Annotated in this window: 9 protein-coding genes; all 9 read left to right on the top strand. The window is 73.5% G+C overall.

Going from position 1 to position 17,593, the window contains the following annotated elements:
* Position 1: 1 nt before the first annotated feature.
* Positions 2-1,357, top strand: a complete 1,356-nt coding sequence (locus FNX44_RS05120; protein WP_228449667.1) for a MupA/Atu3671 family FMN-dependent luciferase-like monooxygenase — start codon at positions 2-4, stop codon at positions 1,355-1,357.
* Positions 1,354-5,490: a non-ribosomal peptide synthetase gene (locus FNX44_RS05115; RefSeq protein WP_143646743.1), complete on the top strand. Its 4,137-nt coding sequence runs from the start codon at positions 1,354-1,356 to the stop codon at positions 5,488-5,490. Before FNX44_RS05120 ends, FNX44_RS05115 begins: the two co-directional genes overlap by 4 nt.
* Positions 5,483-6,745: an MFS transporter gene (locus FNX44_RS05110; RefSeq protein ID WP_173019115.1), complete on the top strand. Its 1,263-nt coding sequence runs from the start codon at positions 5,483-5,485 to the stop codon at positions 6,743-6,745. The genes FNX44_RS05115 and FNX44_RS05110 overlap by 8 nt, the downstream gene beginning before the upstream one ends.
* The gene (locus FNX44_RS29965) at positions 6,746-10,060 is read left to right on the top strand and encodes a condensation domain-containing protein (RefSeq protein ID WP_143646741.1); all 3,315 of its coding nucleotides are present in this window, start codon (positions 6,746-6,748) and stop codon (positions 10,058-10,060) included.
* The gene (locus FNX44_RS05100; protein ID WP_143646740.1) at positions 10,057-11,388 is read left to right on the top strand and encodes an enoyl-CoA hydratase/isomerase family protein; all 1,332 of its coding nucleotides are present in this window, start codon (positions 10,057-10,059) and stop codon (positions 11,386-11,388) included. The genes FNX44_RS29965 and FNX44_RS05100 overlap by 4 nt, the downstream gene beginning before the upstream one ends.
* Positions 11,367-12,962 carry an AMP-binding protein gene (locus FNX44_RS05095; protein WP_143646739.1) on the top strand — a complete coding sequence of 532 codons (1,596 nt, stop codon included), beginning with the start codon at positions 11,367-11,369 and terminating at the stop codon, positions 12,960-12,962. Before FNX44_RS05100 ends, FNX44_RS05095 begins: the two co-directional genes overlap by 22 nt.
* Positions 12,959-15,610, top strand: coding sequence for a non-ribosomal peptide synthetase (locus FNX44_RS05090; protein WP_143646738.1), 2,652 nt, complete (start codon positions 12,959-12,961; stop codon positions 15,608-15,610). Before FNX44_RS05095 ends, FNX44_RS05090 begins: the two co-directional genes overlap by 4 nt.
* A 65-nt stretch (positions 15,611-15,675) precedes the next feature.
* Complete coding sequence (locus tag FNX44_RS05085) at positions 15,676-16,923, top strand: ATP-grasp domain-containing protein (RefSeq protein WP_143646737.1); 1,248 nt, start codon at positions 15,676-15,678, stop codon at positions 16,921-16,923.
* Positions 16,916-17,593, top strand: a 678-nt coding sequence (locus FNX44_RS05080; RefSeq protein ID WP_143646736.1) for an HAD family hydrolase, incomplete at its 3' end; no start/stop codon positions are given. The genes FNX44_RS05085 and FNX44_RS05080, both read left to right, overlap by 8 nt.

Genomic DNA, 17,593 nt, shown 5'->3' with positions numbered 1-17,593 from the left:
CATGTCAAGAACTCCCGACACGCCCGGTGCATCCGGTACGTCCGGCACGCCCGAAGGCGCCGACACGCCCGGCAGCACGGTCGGGGACGCGGAGACCGACGCCGCGCGGCGGCTGCGGCAACGGCTCGACTCGCTTTCGCCGACCCGGCGCGCCGTACTCGAACGCTCGCTCCGGGAACGCCGGTTGAGGGCCCCAGAGGCCGTCGACCACCGCTCGGCCGCGCCCGCGACCCGCCCCGCGCAGCCGCGCCGCTCCCGCCGCCCGGACAGCACCATGGAGTTCAGCCTGTTCTTCTTCTCCGGGGACGGCAGCGCCGCGGGGCCGGGCAAGTACCGGCTTCTACTGGACAGCGCGCGGTTCGCAGACCGCCACGGGTTCAGCGGCGTCTGGGTCCCGGAGCGGCACTTCGTCGACTTCGGCGGCCTCTACCCCAACCCCTCGGTCGTGGCCGCGGCGCTCGCCGTGGTGACCGAACACGTCCAGATCAGGGCCGGCAGCACCGTACTGCCGCTGCACCACCCGGTCCGCGTCGCCGAGGAGTGGGCGGTCGTGGACAACCTCTCGGGCGGGCGCGCCGCGATCTCCGCGGCCTCCGGCTGGCACCCCGACGACTTCCTCCTCGCACCCGGCGACGGGACAAGCCGCTACCCGCGCCGCAAGGAGGAGATGTTCGAGGCGATCGAGACGATCCAGCGGCTGTGGGCGGGGGAGCGCGTCGAACTGCCCCGGGCCGACGGCACCCTCCAGACCGTACGGACGCTGCCGCGCCCGCTCCAGCACAGGCTGCCGGTGTGGGTCTCGGCCCAGGGCAGCGAGGAGACGTTCGTCCGCGCCGGGGAGATCGGGGCGAACGTGCTCACCGGCCTGGTCGCCCAGCGCCCCGCCGATCTGCGCGACAAGACCGCCGCCTACCGGCAAGCCCGCGAACGGGCCGGGCACGACCCGTCCACCGGCCGGGTCACCGCGATGGTGCACACCTTCCTGTGGCCCGACGAGGACGAGGCGCGGGAGATCGTCCGCGCCCCGCTGACCGGCTACCTGAAGAGCTTCCTCGCCCAACAGGACAGCTTCGGCGGCGAGTTCTCCAAACTCGGCGAGTCCGAGCGGGACGCCATGCTCGCCGCCACCTTCGAGCGCTACTTCGACTCGCTGGCGCTGCTGGGCAGCCCGGACAAGTGCGAGTCGCTGATCGAGGACCTGGTCGACATCGGCGTGGACGAGGTGGCCTGCCTGGTGGACTTCGGCCCCGACCACAAGCACGTGCTCAAGGGCCTGGAACACCTCACCGAGCTCAAGGACCGCTACCGCCCGGCCCTCGCCTCCGCCGGCCCGGTCGAAGGAGAGCAGAACCCGTGACCGAACTCGCGGACCGGCTCGCCGGCCTCACCCCCGCGCAACGCGCCCTCCTGGACCGCCGGATGCGCGAACGCGCCCAGGCGGCGCCTGCCCCCGCCCTCGGGCCGGTCACCCGGCGGGCCCCGGGCAACGACCGGGTGCCGCTCACCGTGGACCAGGAGCGGATCTGGCTCATCCACCAGTTCGACCCCCAGGACCCCGTCTACACCGTCCACTTCGCCTCCCGGCTGCGCGGCGCCCTCGACGCGGACGCGCTCCAGCGGGCCGTGGACAGCTTCGTCCGCCGCCACGAGGCGATGCGCACCACGTTCGAGCAGGACGGCGAGGCCCCCGTCCAGGTCGTGCACCCGAAGATGGACGTGCCGATCCGCCACGTCGACCTGCGGCCCGTACCCGCCGAGCGGCGCGAGGAGGAGATGCTGCGGCTCGCGACCGAGGAGCTGCGCGCCCCCTTCGACATCGTCGACGGCCCGCTGCTGCGGGTGACCCTGCTGAAGACGGCCGACGACGAGCACGTGCTGGTCGGCGCGGTGGACCACCTGGTGTGGGACCGGGGCTCGATGGGCGTCTTCAACGCCGAGATCGCCGAGCTCTACTCGGCGTACGCGACCGGCCGTGAGCCGCGGCTTCCCGAGATCGAGGTGCACTACCCGGACTACGCGCTCTGGCAGCCCCACTGGCTCAAGGAGGAGGTCGCCCGACGCCATCTGCCCTACTGGAAGCGGGCGTTGGCGGGCGCGGAACTGGTGCTCGAGCTGCCCACCGACCGGCCCCGGCCGCCGGTCGCCACCTCCGCCGGCGCCCGCCACCAGTTCCCGTTCACCCCGCGGCTGACCCAGGCGGTGCGCGACCTGGCGAAGCGGGAGGGCGTCTCGGTCTTCGTGACCCTGCTCGCGGCCTGGGAGGTACTGCTGCACCGGCTCTCCGGCCAGGACGACATCGTCGTCGGCACGACCTCCTCCACCCGCGGCCGCCCCGAGACCGAACCGATGGTCGGCTACTTCCTGACCATGCTGCCGCTGCGCTCCACGCTGCGGCCCGGCATGACCGTGCGGGAACTCCTCCAGGCCACCCGCGGCACCATGCTCGGTGCCTTCGACCACAGCGACATCCCGTTCGGCACCCTGCTCGACGAACTGGACCTGGACCGCGACCCCAGCCGCACACCGATCTACCAGTCCTCGTTCATCCTCGTCGACTTCCACCACGAGGAACAGGCGCCCATGGCCGGCCTCACCGTCGAGGAGCTGACCCTCGACAACAACACCGCCAAGGACGACGTGCTCCTCGGCGTGTTCGACGACCCGGCCATCGCCGACGACCGCTTCCACGCGCTCTTCGAGTACAACACCGACCTGTTCGACGACCGCACGATGGCCCGGACGGCCCGCCAGTACCTCGCGCTGGTGGAGCAGATGACCCGGGACGCCGGCACCCCGGTGGCGGACCTCTCCCTCCTCGACGCGGACGAGACGCGCACCCAACTCGTCGACTGGAACGCCACGTCGCGGCCGCGTGAGACGGGCCTGACCCTCGACGCCCTGGTACGCCGCAGCGCCGAGACCGCACCCGACGCGGTCGCCGTCTCCGACGAGCGGCAGCGAGTGGAGTACGCCGAACTCCTCGCCCGCGCCGGGCGCCTCGCCTCCCACCTGCGGGCGCGGGGCGTGACCGAGGAGAGCGTCGTCGGCGTCTGCCTGGAGCGGTCCGCCGACCTGGTGACCGCCCTGCTCGGCGTGCTCATGGCCGGCGGCGCCTATCTGCCGCTCGACCCCGAGCACCCCCGCGCGCGGCTCGTCGAGACCACCACGGACGCCGACGCCCGACTGCTGCTCACCCGCTCCGAGCTGCTGGACACGCTGGCCGACTGCCCCGGCGCGCGGGTCTGCCTGGACACCGAAGCCGCCGCGATCGCCGCCGCGCCCGCCGACCCGCCCCGCCCCGCGCTCGACGACAACCGCCTCGCCTACGTCATCTACACCTCCGGCTCCACCGGCCGCCCCAAGGGCGTGGAGGTCAGCCACCGCAACCTGGTCAACCTGCTGCTCGGCATGGTCGAGGAGACCGGTCTCGGTCCGGGCGACGTACTGGCCGCCGTCACCCCGCTCACCTTCGACATCGCCGGGCTCGAACTCTACGGACCGCTTGCCGTGGGCGGCCGGACGCATGTGGTGCCCCGGGAGGTGGCGGTCGACGGCCGCCGACTGGCCGCGCTGCTCGACGACAGCGGCGCGACGGTCCTCCAGGCCACCCCGGCGACCTGGCAGCTGCTGGTGGAGGCCGGCTGGCGGCCCGGCGGCTCGCTGCGGGCCCTGGTCGGCGGCGAGGCGCTGCCGCCGTCCCTGGCCGAGTGGCTGGCCGACACGCCCGGCGGCGCCTGGAACGTCTACGGCCCCACCGAGACCACCGTCTGGTCGACCGCCCACCGGCTGGACGACGGCACCACGGGGGTCTCCATCGGTCGCCCGCTCGCCAACACCGAGGTCTACGTACTCGACGAGCGTCTGCGGCCGGTACCGGTCGGCATGCCCGGCGACCTCTACCTGGGCGGCGCCGGGGTGGCCCGCGGCTACCGGCGCCGGCCGGCGCTCACCGCGGAGAGCTTCCTGCCCGACCCGTTCTCCGGACGGCCCGGCGCCCGGCTGTACCGCACGGGCGACCGGGCGCGGTTCCGCGACGACGGCACGCTGGTGTTCCTCGGCCGCGACGACGGACAGGTCAAGCTGCGCGGCTCCCGCATCGAACTCGGCGAGATCGAGGCGCACCTGGAACGGCACCCTGCCGTACGCCGGGCCGTCGCGCTGGTCCGCGAGGACCGGCCCGGCGACCGGCGACTCGTCGGCTACGCGCAACTCGCCGACGAGTCGGCCGCCACCGCCGAGGAACTGCGGGCGCACCTGCGCGACGTCCTCCCGGAGTACATGGTGCCCCCGGTTGTCGTGCGACTGACCGACCTGCCGCTCAACAGCAGCGGCAAGGTGGACCGCAGAGCACTGCCCGCGCCCACCGTGGAACGCGCGGCCGGCGCCTACGTGCCGCCGCGCGACCCGGTGGAACTCGAGGTCGCGCACATCTGGGAGCGCGTGCTCTCCGTCGCACCCGTCGGACTGCACGACCGCTTCTTCGACCTCGGCGGGCACTCCCTGCTCGTCCTGCGGCTGATGGCCGAGATCGAGCGGCGGTTCGACCGCCGGCTGCCGATGGCCGCCATCTTCCGGGGCGCGACCGTCGAGCGGTTCGCCCGCATGCTGCGCGAGGGCTACCAGGAGGAGGACGACGTCCACCTCGTGGAGATCCGCTCCGGCGGCTCCGGAGACCCCGTGTTCTTCGCCCACCCCGCCGGTAGCGAGGTGGTCTGCTACCTGCCGTTCGCCTCTCTCGTCGAGGGCGACCGCCCGCTGTACGCCCTGGCGTCGCCACCGCCGTTCGACGGCCGGCTGCCGTTCGACGGCTTCGCCCAACGCGCTGCCGCATACGCTGAGTTGATCCGTGAGGTACAGCCGAGCGGGCCCTACACGCTGGCCGGCTGGTGCTATGGCGGCGCCAACGCCTACGCGGTGGCAGGTCAGCTGGAGAAGGCGGGGGAGCGGGCCCGGGTCGTGATGATGGACGCGCACGCGCCCGCCGTCGTACCGCCCGGTGGCGAACCCGACCGCGCGGAGATCGTCGCGGCCGTCGCCGCCAACCTCCAGTGGGACTACGGCGACACGCCCGAACCGGTCGCGAAGCTCCGCGAGATGACCCCCGAGCAGCACCTGGACCACCTGCTCGCCCTGGCCCGCGCCAGCGACTACCTGCCGCCGGACGCCGGCCGGGACCAGATCCGCGACGTGCTCGACCTTTGGGTCGCCAACCTGCGGCTGCTGTGGAACTTCCGGCCCGAACCGGTCGCCGGACCGGTCACCCTGATCCGCGCCGCCGAGGAGGAGTACGACCCCGCGCCGTCCTGGCGGGAACTGACCGGACGCGACGTCGACGTCCGCGTCGTCGCCGGCAACCACTACACGATGATGCGACCACCGCACGTCGAGGAGGTCGCCCGGGTGCTCAACGACGTCCTCGCCGAGCGGGACCAGGAGTCGCCGGACGGCGGCGGCCCGGAAACCGATGCGAAGGGCGACAGGCGTGCTTGAGCTGCTCCGAGACCCCACCTACATCCGCTACTGGCTGTCGGTGGTGGCCTCCTTCCTCGGTGACGCCATCACCCGGATCACGCTGATCTACCTGGTGGCCACCGAGACCGACAACCCCGTGCTGTACGTGTCGCTCGTGGTCATCGCGCAACTGCTGCCGTTCGGCGTGCTCGGCACGTTCGTCGGGCCGCTGGCCGACCGGCTGCCGGCCAGGGTGCTGATGGTCGGCTCCGACGTGGTGCGGGCCGTACTGGTCCTGCTGATGATCGCCGCCCGCGACCAGCCGACCGTGCTGCTGCTGCTGATCCTGCTCGTCGGCGTCGGCAAGGCGTTCTTCGAGACCGCGCGGATCACCGCCGTACCGCTGATCGTGCGCGGCCACAGCATCCCCACCGCGATCGCCCTCTTCCAGTCCACCAACCACACGATCAACCTGGTCGGCCCCGCGATGGGCGGTCTGCTGCTGGCCATCGGACGCGTCGAGGCGGTCTTTGTCCTCAACGCGGCCACCTACCTGCTGTCGGCCGCGCTGCTGTGGAGCATGGCCGTGCTGCGCGGCGCGCCGGCCCCGGCGGAGGGAACCGAACGTGAGCCGTACTGGCGGGCGTTGCGCACCGGCATCGGCGGGGTGCTCTCGGTGCCCTCGCTGCGCTTCCTCACCGTGCTTCTGATGCCGGTGATGCTCGCGGTCGGGCTGTTCACCACCAACCTCAACACCCAGCTGCTCGCGGTCTTCACCCTCGGCCCGCTCGCCTTCGGCCTGGCCCAGGCGGCGTTCGGCGCGGGCTCCATCGCGGGCGCGCTGATCGGCCCGCCGCTGGTCCGCCGGTTCGACGACCGCCGGCTGATCATCGGCACCGTGGTGCTGTTCGGCGTGTCGATGCTGCTGCTCGAACCCACCGGCCGACTGCGGGACTCGCTCGGCGATCCCGTCGTCCTGGCCTGGTGCCTGCTCGCCGGGCTCGGCTCCGGACTGTTCCAGGTGCCCGTAGCCAACACCCTGCTCAGCGACCTACCCGAACAACTCCGCGGCCGTGGCGTCGGCCTGCTGAACGCCCTGATGATGAACTTCATGATCGTCGGCGTGGTGTTCGGCGGTCTCGCCGCCGACCGCGTCGGCATCGCCGAGTCGATCATCCTCACCGGTGCGCTGCTGCTGCCCTGCGCACTGCTCATCGCCCTCTCCCCGCTGGGCCGCCCACCGCAGGCCAAGGCCGGCACCGGCGCGGAGCGTGACACCACGGAGGTGAGGTAGATGACCGCCGCCGACAAGAACCCCGTTCCGTCGCTGCCCCTCACCCCGGCCCAGCGGCGACTGTGGGCGCTCGCCCAACTCCGCCCGAACGACCCGTTCTTCAGCATCCCCTTCGCCGTCGAGATCGACGGACCGCTGAACGAGGCCGCGCTCGGACGCGCGCTGGACGAACTGGTCCGCCGGCACCCCGCCCTGCGCACCCGGATCGGCCACGACGACGGGTACGGCGAGCCGGTGCAGCGGACGGCGCCGCCCGCCGGTGTGCCCTCTCTCGCGCCTCGTGCCACGTCGGTGTCGGAGTCCGAAGCGACCGCCGTCGCAGCCGAGTTCGCCGCGCGGCCGTTCGACGTCGACGGCGGCGGACTGCTGCGCGTCCGCCTGCTGCGGCTCGACGACACCGGGCACCGCCTGCTCGTGGCGGTCCACCACCTCGTCTTCGACGGCGCGTCCCTGGCCCTGTTCGTCTCCGAACTCGCCGTGCTGTACGAGACGTTCGCATCGGATGGGGAGCGCCCCACCGGGCTGCCGGAGCCCGTCGACTACGGCGCGTACCTGGCCGCGCGCACCGACCGCGACCAGGCGGACCGACCGGAGAACCTGCGCTACTGGACTGAACGACTGGCCGGCGCACCCGAGTTGATCGAACTCCCCTTGACCCGGCTACGCCGCCCCGGCGCGGGGCACGGCGGGGGACGCCGTACGGCGGTGATCCCGCGCGAGGTCGTGGAACCGCTGCGGCGGCTGGCGCGGAAGCGGCGGTGCAGCCTGTACATGGTGCTCAAGGCCGCCACCGACGTCGTGCTCGGCGGATACGGCACCACCGACGTGCTCACCGGCGCCGCCGTCTCCGGACGGGACACCGTGGAGAGCGCGGGAATCATCGGCTACCTCACCCGCCCGGTGGTGCTCCGTGCCGACCTGTCCGACGATCCCACCTTCGACGAACTGCTGGGCCGGGTGCGAGCGGACCTGCTGGACGCGCTCGACCACGCGGACCTGCCCTTCGACGACGTGATGGACACACTCGGCGTGCGCCGGGACGCGGGCCACCACCCCGTCTACCAGGTGACCTACACCCACCAGCCGGCGGCGCCCGTACACCGGGCCGGCCGGGTCGTCTTCCGGGCCGAGGAACTGCGGCTGCCCACCATGAAGACGGACCTGTCCATCGACACCGTCGAACGCGCGGACGGTGCGCTGTTCGCCCTCGTCGACCACCGCACCGATCTGCTGGACGCCGCGGCGGCGGACCTGCTGCTGACCCGTCTGCGGACCGTGCTGGAACGCGTCGCCGCCGACCCCGCCGCGCGGGCCTCCGCCCTGCGACGACCGTCGGACGAGGAGCGGCGACGGCTGCTCGGGGAGTGGGGCGCACCCGCCGCCGTGGCCGCGTCCCGCGAGCCGTCGCAGACCGTGTCCGCACTGCTCGCGGAGCGGGCCGCCGCCACCCCGGAGGCGATCGCGGTGACCGCCGGCCCGGACAGTTGGACGCATCGGCGGCTGGACGCCGCCGCGACCGCGTTGGCCGCCCGACTGCGCGACCTCGGAGTGGGCCCCGAGGTACCCGTCGGCGTCTGCGCGCCGCACTCCTTCGCCCTGGTGGCCGCACATCTCGCGGTGTGGAAGGCGAGTGGGCTCTGCGTACCGCTCGACGCCGCGCTCCCGGCCTTCCAACTGCGACTGGCGATCGCCGACGCCGGCCTCGACACCGTGCTCGCCGATCCAGACGCGGCGGCGCTGCTCGACCACACCCAGGTGCGGGTCGTCGAACTGGACGACCACGCTTGGCAGTTCGATCCGGCGACAACAGGAATCGGTACGACGTCCGACCCCGCCGGCCCCCGCAACGCCGCGCTTCTACTGCGCACGGCGGGTGCCACCGGCGAGCCGCTGGAGGTGGTCGTCGAGCACCGGCAGCTTGTGTCGCGGCTGCGTTGGGCGTGCCGGCGACTGCCCGCCGACGCGCTCGCCGCGATGGTGCCGCTCGGGTCGCCGGACGCGTCGGGAGCGGTGGTCGAACTGTTCGCCCCGCTGGCCGCCGGCGGCCGACTGGTCCTCCCGCCGGGTCGGCCCGCCGACGCACCGGAGCGGTCGCCCGGCGAGGCGGACCCGTGCGGAGCGGTGCTGAGCCCGGCACAACTGGCGGAACCGCCGGAAGGGGTCGACCGCCACGCCGTCACCCACGCCGTCACGGTCGGCGAACCGGTCGCCGCCGCGCAGGTCCGGGCCGCCCGGCGCCACGGGCTCCGCGAGATCCACCAGCTCTACACGGCGGCGGAGACGGCCGGCCCCTGCCTCGGCGGGCCGCTGGACCTCGACGGGGAGCAGGACACCACACGGCCCGAGACCGCCCCTCTCGGCGCGCCCGCCGATGCCGCGGTCCATGTCCTGGGCAGGGACGGCGAGTTGGTTTCCCCGGGAGTGGTCGGGGAACTGCACATCGGCGGGGCCGCCGTGACCCGGGGCTATCTGGGCCGGCCCGGCCTGACCGCCGACCGGTTCCGTCCCGACCCCTTCGCGTCGGAACCGGGCTCCCGCCTGTTCAACACCGGAGATCTGGCCCGCCACACACCCGACGGCCGACTGGAGTTCGTCGCCCGCGCGGAGGAGTGGGTCCGGGTGCCCGGCGGCGCCCGGGTCGCGCTGCCCGACGTCCGGGCGGCGCTGCTCGACCACCCGGACGTGGCCCACGCGGCCGTCGCCGCCCAACTCGACGGCGCCGGTGCCGCCTTGCTGTACGCCGCCGCCGAACCGAGGCTCGGGGCGGCACTCGATGTCGAAGCGCTCCGCCGCCACCTCGCCGAACGGCTGCCGGACCACGCACGACCCGCACGCCTGGAGCTGCTGACGCGGCTGCCGTCGCTGCCCGGCGGTCGGCTCGACCGTGCCGCGCTGGTCACCGCGATCGAGAAGGCCACCGAACAGCGAGCGGTGGCCGGGCAGACCGCCGACCGGAGCCCCGGGCAGACCCCCGCACCGCCCACGGACGCGACCGAGGCGCTGGTCGCGGCCGCGTGGGAGGAGGTGCTGGGCCGACCGGTCGGGCCGGACACCGGCTTCTTCGACGCGGGCGGCAACTCGCTGCTGCTCATCCGCCTGCGCGACCGACTGCGCGCGGCGTCCGGGCGGCGCGTCGAGGCGGCCGACCTCTTCCGCCACCCGACCGTCCGCGCGATGAGCGCGCTGCTCGCCGCGCCGCCCGCCGCCGACTCGCCGGCCGAGTCCGGCGGCTCCGACCGCGGCAGGGCCCGTCGCGGGGCCCTGAGCGGGAGGGCCCGCGCGCGCACGACACCCACTCACAGGAGGACACGATGACGGCGACGGACACCGCCGGAGCGGCGGACCGGGAGGCCGTACCCGAACTCCGGGGCGACTACACCGCGGACGCCGCGGCGACCGCCGCCTTCCTCGCCTCGGTCGAGGACCGCGTCGACACGGAGGGCGGGACGGACCGACCGCCGACGCACGACCCACTGCGTGTCGCCGCCCGGCTCGCACGGCGGCGCTTCGTCGAGCGCCACGCCGACCGGCTGCACACCGAACTCACCGACGGGCGCCGTGCCTTCCCCCGGCTGGACGACCTGGCGGCCGCCGCCGCCCGCGAGGTGCCGGGCCTGGCACCCACCAAGGAACAGCTGGAGGCCGAACGACAGCGCCCGCAACGGGAGAAGGTCGGCCGGGAGATCGACCACGGCATCCTCTTCTGGGGCCTGCTGCGCTCGCCGCTCGCCGGACGCCATCTGATGGAGGCCATGCGCAGGCCCACTCCGAGGGCGCTGGCAGCGCTCTCCGGCTTCCGCGCGACCGGCCGTGCCGACCTCACCACCGTGACGGTCGAGCGGCGCGGCGGGATCGGCGAAGTGACTGTGAACAACGCCGCGTTCCTCAACGCCGAGGACGACCTGCTGGTCGGGGCGCTGGAGACCGCGGTCGACCTGGTGCTGCTCGACGACTCGATCCGGGTCGGGGTGATGCGCGGCGCCCCCATGACCCATCCCCGGTACACCGGCCGCCGCGTGTTCAGCGCCGGCATCAACCTGACCCGGCTGTACCAGGGCCAGATCTCCCTCATCGACTTCTTCCTCACCCGGGAACTCGGCTACATCCACAAGATCCAACGCGGCCTGAGCGTGCCCGACGACGGCCGCGACTGGTGGCCCGAGCCGGTCGAGAAGCCGTGGATCGCGGCCGTCGACACCTTCGCGATCGGCGGCGGGGCGCAGATCTGCCTGGTCTTCGACCGGGTCATCGCCACCGACGAGGCGTACTTCACGCTGCCCGCTCTCCGCGAGGGCATCATCCCGGGCGCGGCGAACCTGCGGCTGCCGAGGGTGGCCGGCGGGCGGCTGAGCCGGCAGGCGATCTACGCCGACCGCAGGATCGACGCCGCGTCCCCCGAGGGGCGACTGCTGTGCGACGAGACGGTCCCGCACACCGGTATGGCGTCGGCGATCGAGGCCGCCGCCGACGGACTCGCCGCCCCCGCCGTGATCAACAACCGCCGTGTGCTGCACGCGCACGAGGAGCCCGAGGAGGAGTTGCGGTGCTACCTCGCCCGCTACGCGGTCGAGCAGAGCCGCCGCCTCCACAGCCCGGACCTGGTGGAGAACCTGGAGCGCACATGGATATCGAGGAGTCGATGAAGCCCGTGCAACCGCGCACCCTGTACCAGTGGTTCGAGGAGTCCGCCGAGCGGCTGCCCGACCATCCGGCGCTGGAGGTCGGCGACGAGGTCCTGAGCTACGCCCGACTGCGGGCCCTCGCGCTCACCCTCGCGGAGCGCACCCACCAGAAGCTCGGCCGCGCCCCAGGCCGGGTCGCGCTCGTGGCCTCCCGGACCGTCGGCGCGTACGCCGGTTATCTGGCGATACAGCGGCTCGGCGCGGGCGTCGTCCCGCTCAACCCGGACCACCCACGGGAGCGCAACCTGGACATCGCCCAGCGGGCCGGGGTGGAGGCCGCGCTGGTCGATCCGGCGTCCGCCGCGCTGTTCGACGTACTGCCCGAGCGGCACCGGCCCGCCGTGCTCGAACTCCCCGACGACGAACGTCCCGAACAGCCGCCGCTGGACGGGATGTTGCCGCCGTCCTCCCACGACGTCGACGGCGAGGCGTACATCCTGTTCACCTCCGGATCGACGGGCCAGCCGAAGGGCGTGGCGATCCTGCACCGGCAGATCTCCGCCTACCTCTCCCACGAGGTGCGGAGGTACGAGATCACGCCGGACTGCCGCACCTCGCAGGTCTTCGGCCTGACCTTCGACGCGCACGCCTTCGACCTGTTCGCCACCTGGGGCGGCGGGGCGACGCTTGTCGTCCCCTCGGCCACCGAGCTGTACCGGCCGGTCGACTTCATCGTGGAACGCCGGCTCACCCACTGGTTCTCGGTGCCCTCGGTGGTACGGGAGGCGCAGCGGCTGGGCAACCTGCCGCTCGGCCGCGCCGTGACGCTGCGCCACAGCAAGTTCGGCGCCGAGCCCGTCACCCATCAGCACGCCGTCCTGTGGCGGCAGGTCGCCCCCAACAGCGAGATCCACAACGTGTACGGGCCGACCGAGCTGGCGATCTGCTGCACCAACCACCGACTGACCGGGCCGAGCGACAGCTGGCCCGAGTACACCGGCGGCACCGTACCGATCGGCGTCATGTACCCGCACATGGAGGGCGTCCTGCTCGACGAGGACGGGCTGCCCGCCGACGAGGGCGAGCTGTGCGTGCGCGGCCCGCAGCGCTTCGACGGCTACCTCGACCCCCGGGAGAACGCCGGGCGCTTCCTCAGCTACGAGGAGGGCGAGGGCCCCGCCGCCGGCTACGACGGATCGCGGCCGCTGACCGACCGGCACTGGTACCGCACCGGCGACCGGGTCCGCCGCCAGGACGGGGTGATGGTGCACTGCGGCCGCCTCGACCAGCAGGTCAAGATCCGCGGCCACCGCGTCGAACTCGGCGAGGTGGAGGCCGTGTTGCGCCGCCACCCACGGGTGGCGGACGTCGCCGTCGTGGCGCTCCCCAGCCCGGACGGCGAGACGGAACTGGCCGCCGCCTACTCGGGACGCGCCACGGACCCCGCCGAACTCGACGCCTGGCTGCGCGACCGCGTGCCGCTGCACATGGTGCCCGCCCGGCTCCGGCCGCTCGACGGACTCCCGCTCAACGACAACGGCAAGACGGACCGCAGGGCCGTGGCGCGGCTCCTCGACACCCGGGAGGGAACATGACGGACACCTCGGCCGCGCTCACGCACTGGCGCACCGTCCTCGACGGCCTGGAACCGCTCGACCCGCCGACCGACCGGCCTCGCCCGGCGACCCCCGACCGGTCCACCTCCCACCTCACCCTGACCGTCCCCGCGACCACCGCCGACACCGTACGGAAGACCGCCGCCGAACACGGTGTCGCACTGCCGGTCGCCCTGCTCACCGGCTACCTGACGCTGCTGGGCCGGTGGGCCCGACGTCACGACGTCGCGGTGGGCGTCCCCGCCGACGGCGACCTGCTCGTGCTGCGCGACTGCCTGACCGACGACGATCCGACACCGCTCGACACCTCCGACGACGCCCACCGCCTGACCTTCGGCCGGCTCCTCACCCGGGTCGACGCCACCTGGGCCGCCGCTCGGGACCACGCCGTGCCGTTCACCCGGCTCGCCGAGCTGACACCGTCCCACGAGCGCCCCTCGGACCGACACCCGCTGGTCCAGGCGCTGTTCGGCGCGGACGTCAAAGGGGCCGGGCAGGAGCGGCCCACCGAGGAGTGGCGCACCGGAGCCGGTCCCTGCCCGCCCGACCTGGCACTGAGCTGGGCCGACGAGCCGCGGACCGGTCTGCGGCTCCGACTGGACTACCCCACCGCACTGTTCGACGCCGCCACAGCCGAACGCCTCCTCCAGACCCTGCTCGCCCTGCTGGCCGCCGCCTGCGAACGACCCGCCACACCGCTGTCAGCTCTCGACCCGCTCACCGACGAGCAGCGCGCCGAGCTGCGGACGTGGGGCGGCAACCCGGCCCACTACCCGACCGGTACCACCCTGCTCGACCTGATCGCCGCACAGACCGAACAAAACCCCGAGGCGACCGCCCTGGTCTTCGGCGACGAGGAGGTCACCTACCGGGACCTCGACCTCCGCGCCAACCGGCTCGCGCACCGACTCCGCGCCGACCACGGCGTCGGCCCCGACGTGCCGGTCGCGGTGTGCCTGGAACGCGGCACGGAACTGGTCGTCGCCCTGCTCGCCGTCCTCAAGGCGGGCGGCGCCTACGTTCCGCTCGATCCCGAACACCCCGTCGAGCGGCTGTCGTTCGTGCTCACCGACACCGCGGCGCCGGTGGTCGTCACCCGCGAGTCGCTGCGTGCGCGGCTGGCCGGAGCCGGCCGGTCCCTTGTCGCCGTGGACACCGACCGGGCGGCGATCGAGGCGGCCGGCGACGACAGCCCGCCGCGCGGCGCCGGCCCCGACCACCTGGCCTACGTACTCCACACCTCCGGCTCCACCGGCACCCCCAAGGGCGTCGCCGTCACCGTCGGCGCCCTCGTCAACCTGCTGCTCGGCATGCGGGACACCTTCCCGGCGCCCGCCACCGAGCGGGTGCTCTTCGCCACCTCGGCCACCTTCGACATCGCGGGCGTGGAGCTCTTCCTCCCGCTGATCACCGGCGGCCGGATCATCGGCGCCGACCACGAGCAGGTGCACAACCCCCGCGCGCTGGCCGCACTCGTCGACCACCACGCCGTCACCCTCGCACAGCTGACACCGTCCGCCTGGCGTCCGCTGCTCGACGCCTTCGACGCCCGCGACGGTGACCGCCGGCCGGCCCGCGAACTGACCGTGTTCACCGCCGGTGAGGCGCTGCCCACCGACCTGGCCGCCCGCACGCTGCGGCTCGGCCGCCGCGTCGTCAACGGGTACGGCCCGACCGAGACCACCGTCTACGCGACCGTGGCCGAGATCCGCGACCCCGAAGGCCCGGTGCCCATCGGCCGGCCCACGCCCAACACCACACTGCGGGTCGTCGACGACAACGGGCTGCCGGTCCCCGTCGGAGTACCGGGCGAACTCCTCGTCGGCGGCGCCGGCGTCGCCAGGGGCTACCTGGGCCGACCCGACCTCACCGCCGAACGCTTCATCGAGCTGACACCGGACCCGCTCGCGCCCGACACGGGAGTCCTCGGCACGGCAGGCGGACCGGGCGGCGGTCGCGGCGCAGGCCGCCACTACCGCACCGGCGACCTCGTGCGGTGGCTGCCCGACGGCCAACTGGAGTACCTGGGCAGGCTGGACCAGCAGGTGAAGCTGCGCGGCTTCCGCGTCGAACCAGGCGAGATCGAGTCGGTCCTCGCCGCACACGAGGACGTCGCCGACTGCGCGGTGAGCCTCCGCGACGACGCGGTACCGGGCGAACGCGTCCTGGTCGCCTACTGCGTTCCGGCGGCCGACCGGGACCTCGAGGTCTCCGCGCTGCGCGAGTGGTGCGGCCGGACCCTGCCCAACTACATGGTGCCCGGCGCCTACGTGTTCCTCGACCGCCTCCCGCTCACCGCCGGCGGCAAGACCGACCGCCGCGCGCTCCCCGCCCCCGGGGACCACCGGGCCGGACCCGCCGTCCGCTTCGTCGGACCCCGCAACGCCGCCGAGCGCGCCGTGGCCAGGGCCTGGGCCGAGGCGCTGTGGGCCGACGAGGTCGGTGCGTTGGACGACTTCTTCGAACTCGGCGGGGACTCGCTGATCGCCACCCGCGTCGCCCTGCGGCTCCAGGAGGAGTTCGGCCTGGAGATACCGGTCCGCGTGCTGTTCGCCCGCACGACCGTCGAGTCGCTGGCGAAGGCGCTGATGACGGCCCGCCGCACCGGCGACTGGCCCGCGGACTGACCGCCCGCGACTGCCCGCGACTGCCCGCGACGTTCCCTTCCCCCCCGCTACCGGAGGCCGAACCCATGAGTGACCAACCAGTACTGCTGGTCGTGTACGACACCGGCTCCCTCGCGCCGACCCGCCTGGCCGAGGCGGCACGGCGGGCGGGCTGCGCGCTGGTCTTCGTCCTCGCGGACAGCGACCACGCCAGGGAGATGGTCCCGACCCTGGAGACGGTCGGGACCGTCGTGCCCACCGCCGGACGGACCGAGGAGGAGACGGCGGCCGCGCTCAAGGCGCTCGACCCGTCCGGCATCATCACCTTCAGCGAGTTCCAGATCGGCACCACCGTCCGGCTGGCCGCCGCCCTCGGGCTGCGCTACCACCAGCCGGCCGACGTCGACTCCATCACCCACAAGGACCGGCAGCGCGAACGGTTCGCCCGCGCAGGCGTCGACGTGGTCCGGCACCGCACCGTTACCTCACCCGAGCAGACCGCGGACGCCCTCGCCCACGTCGGGCTGCCCGCCATCGTCAAACCCGTCGTCGGCGCCTCCAGCCGCAACACCCGGGCGGTCACCTCCCGCGAGGAGGCCCTGGCCGCGGTCGCCGAGGCATTCGACGCCTCCGCGGGCGGGCCGGTGGAGAAGGCCGTGATGATCGAGGAGCTGCTGGTCGGCCGGGCCACCCCGGCCCCTTGGGGCGACTACATCGCGGTCGACTGCGTCGCCGACGGCGACGACGTCCGACCCGTCTTCGTCACCAGCAAGTTCGCCCTCGCCGAACCGTTCCGCGAACGCGGCGGCTACGGCGGCCACTCGGTGGTCGGCGAGGAGGACGAACGCGCCGTACGGGAGCTGGCGTGCCGCGCGGTGCGGGCGCTCAACATCCACGGCGTCGCCGACGTCGAGATCAAGCTGACCGACCGGGGACCACGGGTGATCGAGGTCAACGGCCGGCTCGGCGCCTGGGTCGACGACCTCGCCGTACGCTCCCACACCTCCGACCCGGCGCACGTCGCCGTCGCCGCCGCGCTCGGACTTCCCTACCGGACGCCGCCGATCCGCACGGGCGGCCCGATCGCCTTCCACTACCTGGTCGTGCCGCCCGCCGGAGCCCGCCGCGTCCGCGCGATCCGCAACGTCACGGCACTGCGCCGACTGCCCCACGTCGACCGGGTCGCCGTACTCACCGAACCCGGCGCCGACGTCGACTGGCGGATCGGAGCCCGTGGCAACGTCGCCGCCGTCCTCGGCACCGCCGCCACCCACGACGAACTCGCCGCCACCGTCGCCGCCATCGAGAAGGTGGAGTGGATCGAGTATGAGTGAGTCCACCCCACCGCCCGCCCACCGGCCCGACGGCACCTTCGTGATCTTCGACCTCGACGGCGTCCTCGTCGACACCCAGGACGCCGAGAACGGCGGACTCGCCCACGTCGGCGAACTCATGGGACTGACCGGACTCGGCGACGACCAGGCCCGCTGCCACGAACTGTTCACCGGCAAGCGGATGCAGGAATGCCTCGACCTCCTGGAGGAGATCACCGGCAACCCCCCACCGCCGAACGCCATGCCACTGGCCCGCGCCCGGTGCGAGGAACTCATCGGCGACCACCTGGAACCCCTCGACGGCGTCGCCGACGCACTCACCCGACTGAGCGAACGCCCCGACGTCCTCGGCATGTGCGTCGCCTCCAACAGCCCGCTCGAACTGATCGAGAACCGGCTGGCCAAGGCGAAAATCCTGCACCACTTCGACGGCCTGCTGTTCTCCGCCTACGAGGTCGGCGCCTGGAAGCCGGACCCGAAGCTCTTCCTGTGGGCCGCCGAGAGCGCCGGCCACGACCCCGACGCGTGCGTGGTCGTCGAGGACAGCGCCGTCGGGGTCGCCGCCGGAATCGACGCCGGCATCCGCGTGCTCCAGTACGCCCCCGCACCCGGCACCGCCCCCCACCGCGAAGGCGCCGTCGTCTTCCACACCATGCACGACCTACCCCAC

Source organism: Streptomyces alkaliterrae (assembly GCF_007097205.2).
Taxonomy (GTDB): Bacteria; Actinomycetota; Actinomycetes; order Streptomycetales; family Streptomycetaceae; genus Streptomyces; species Streptomyces alkaliterrae.
This window is presented reverse-complemented; position numbering and strand designations above follow the sequence as displayed.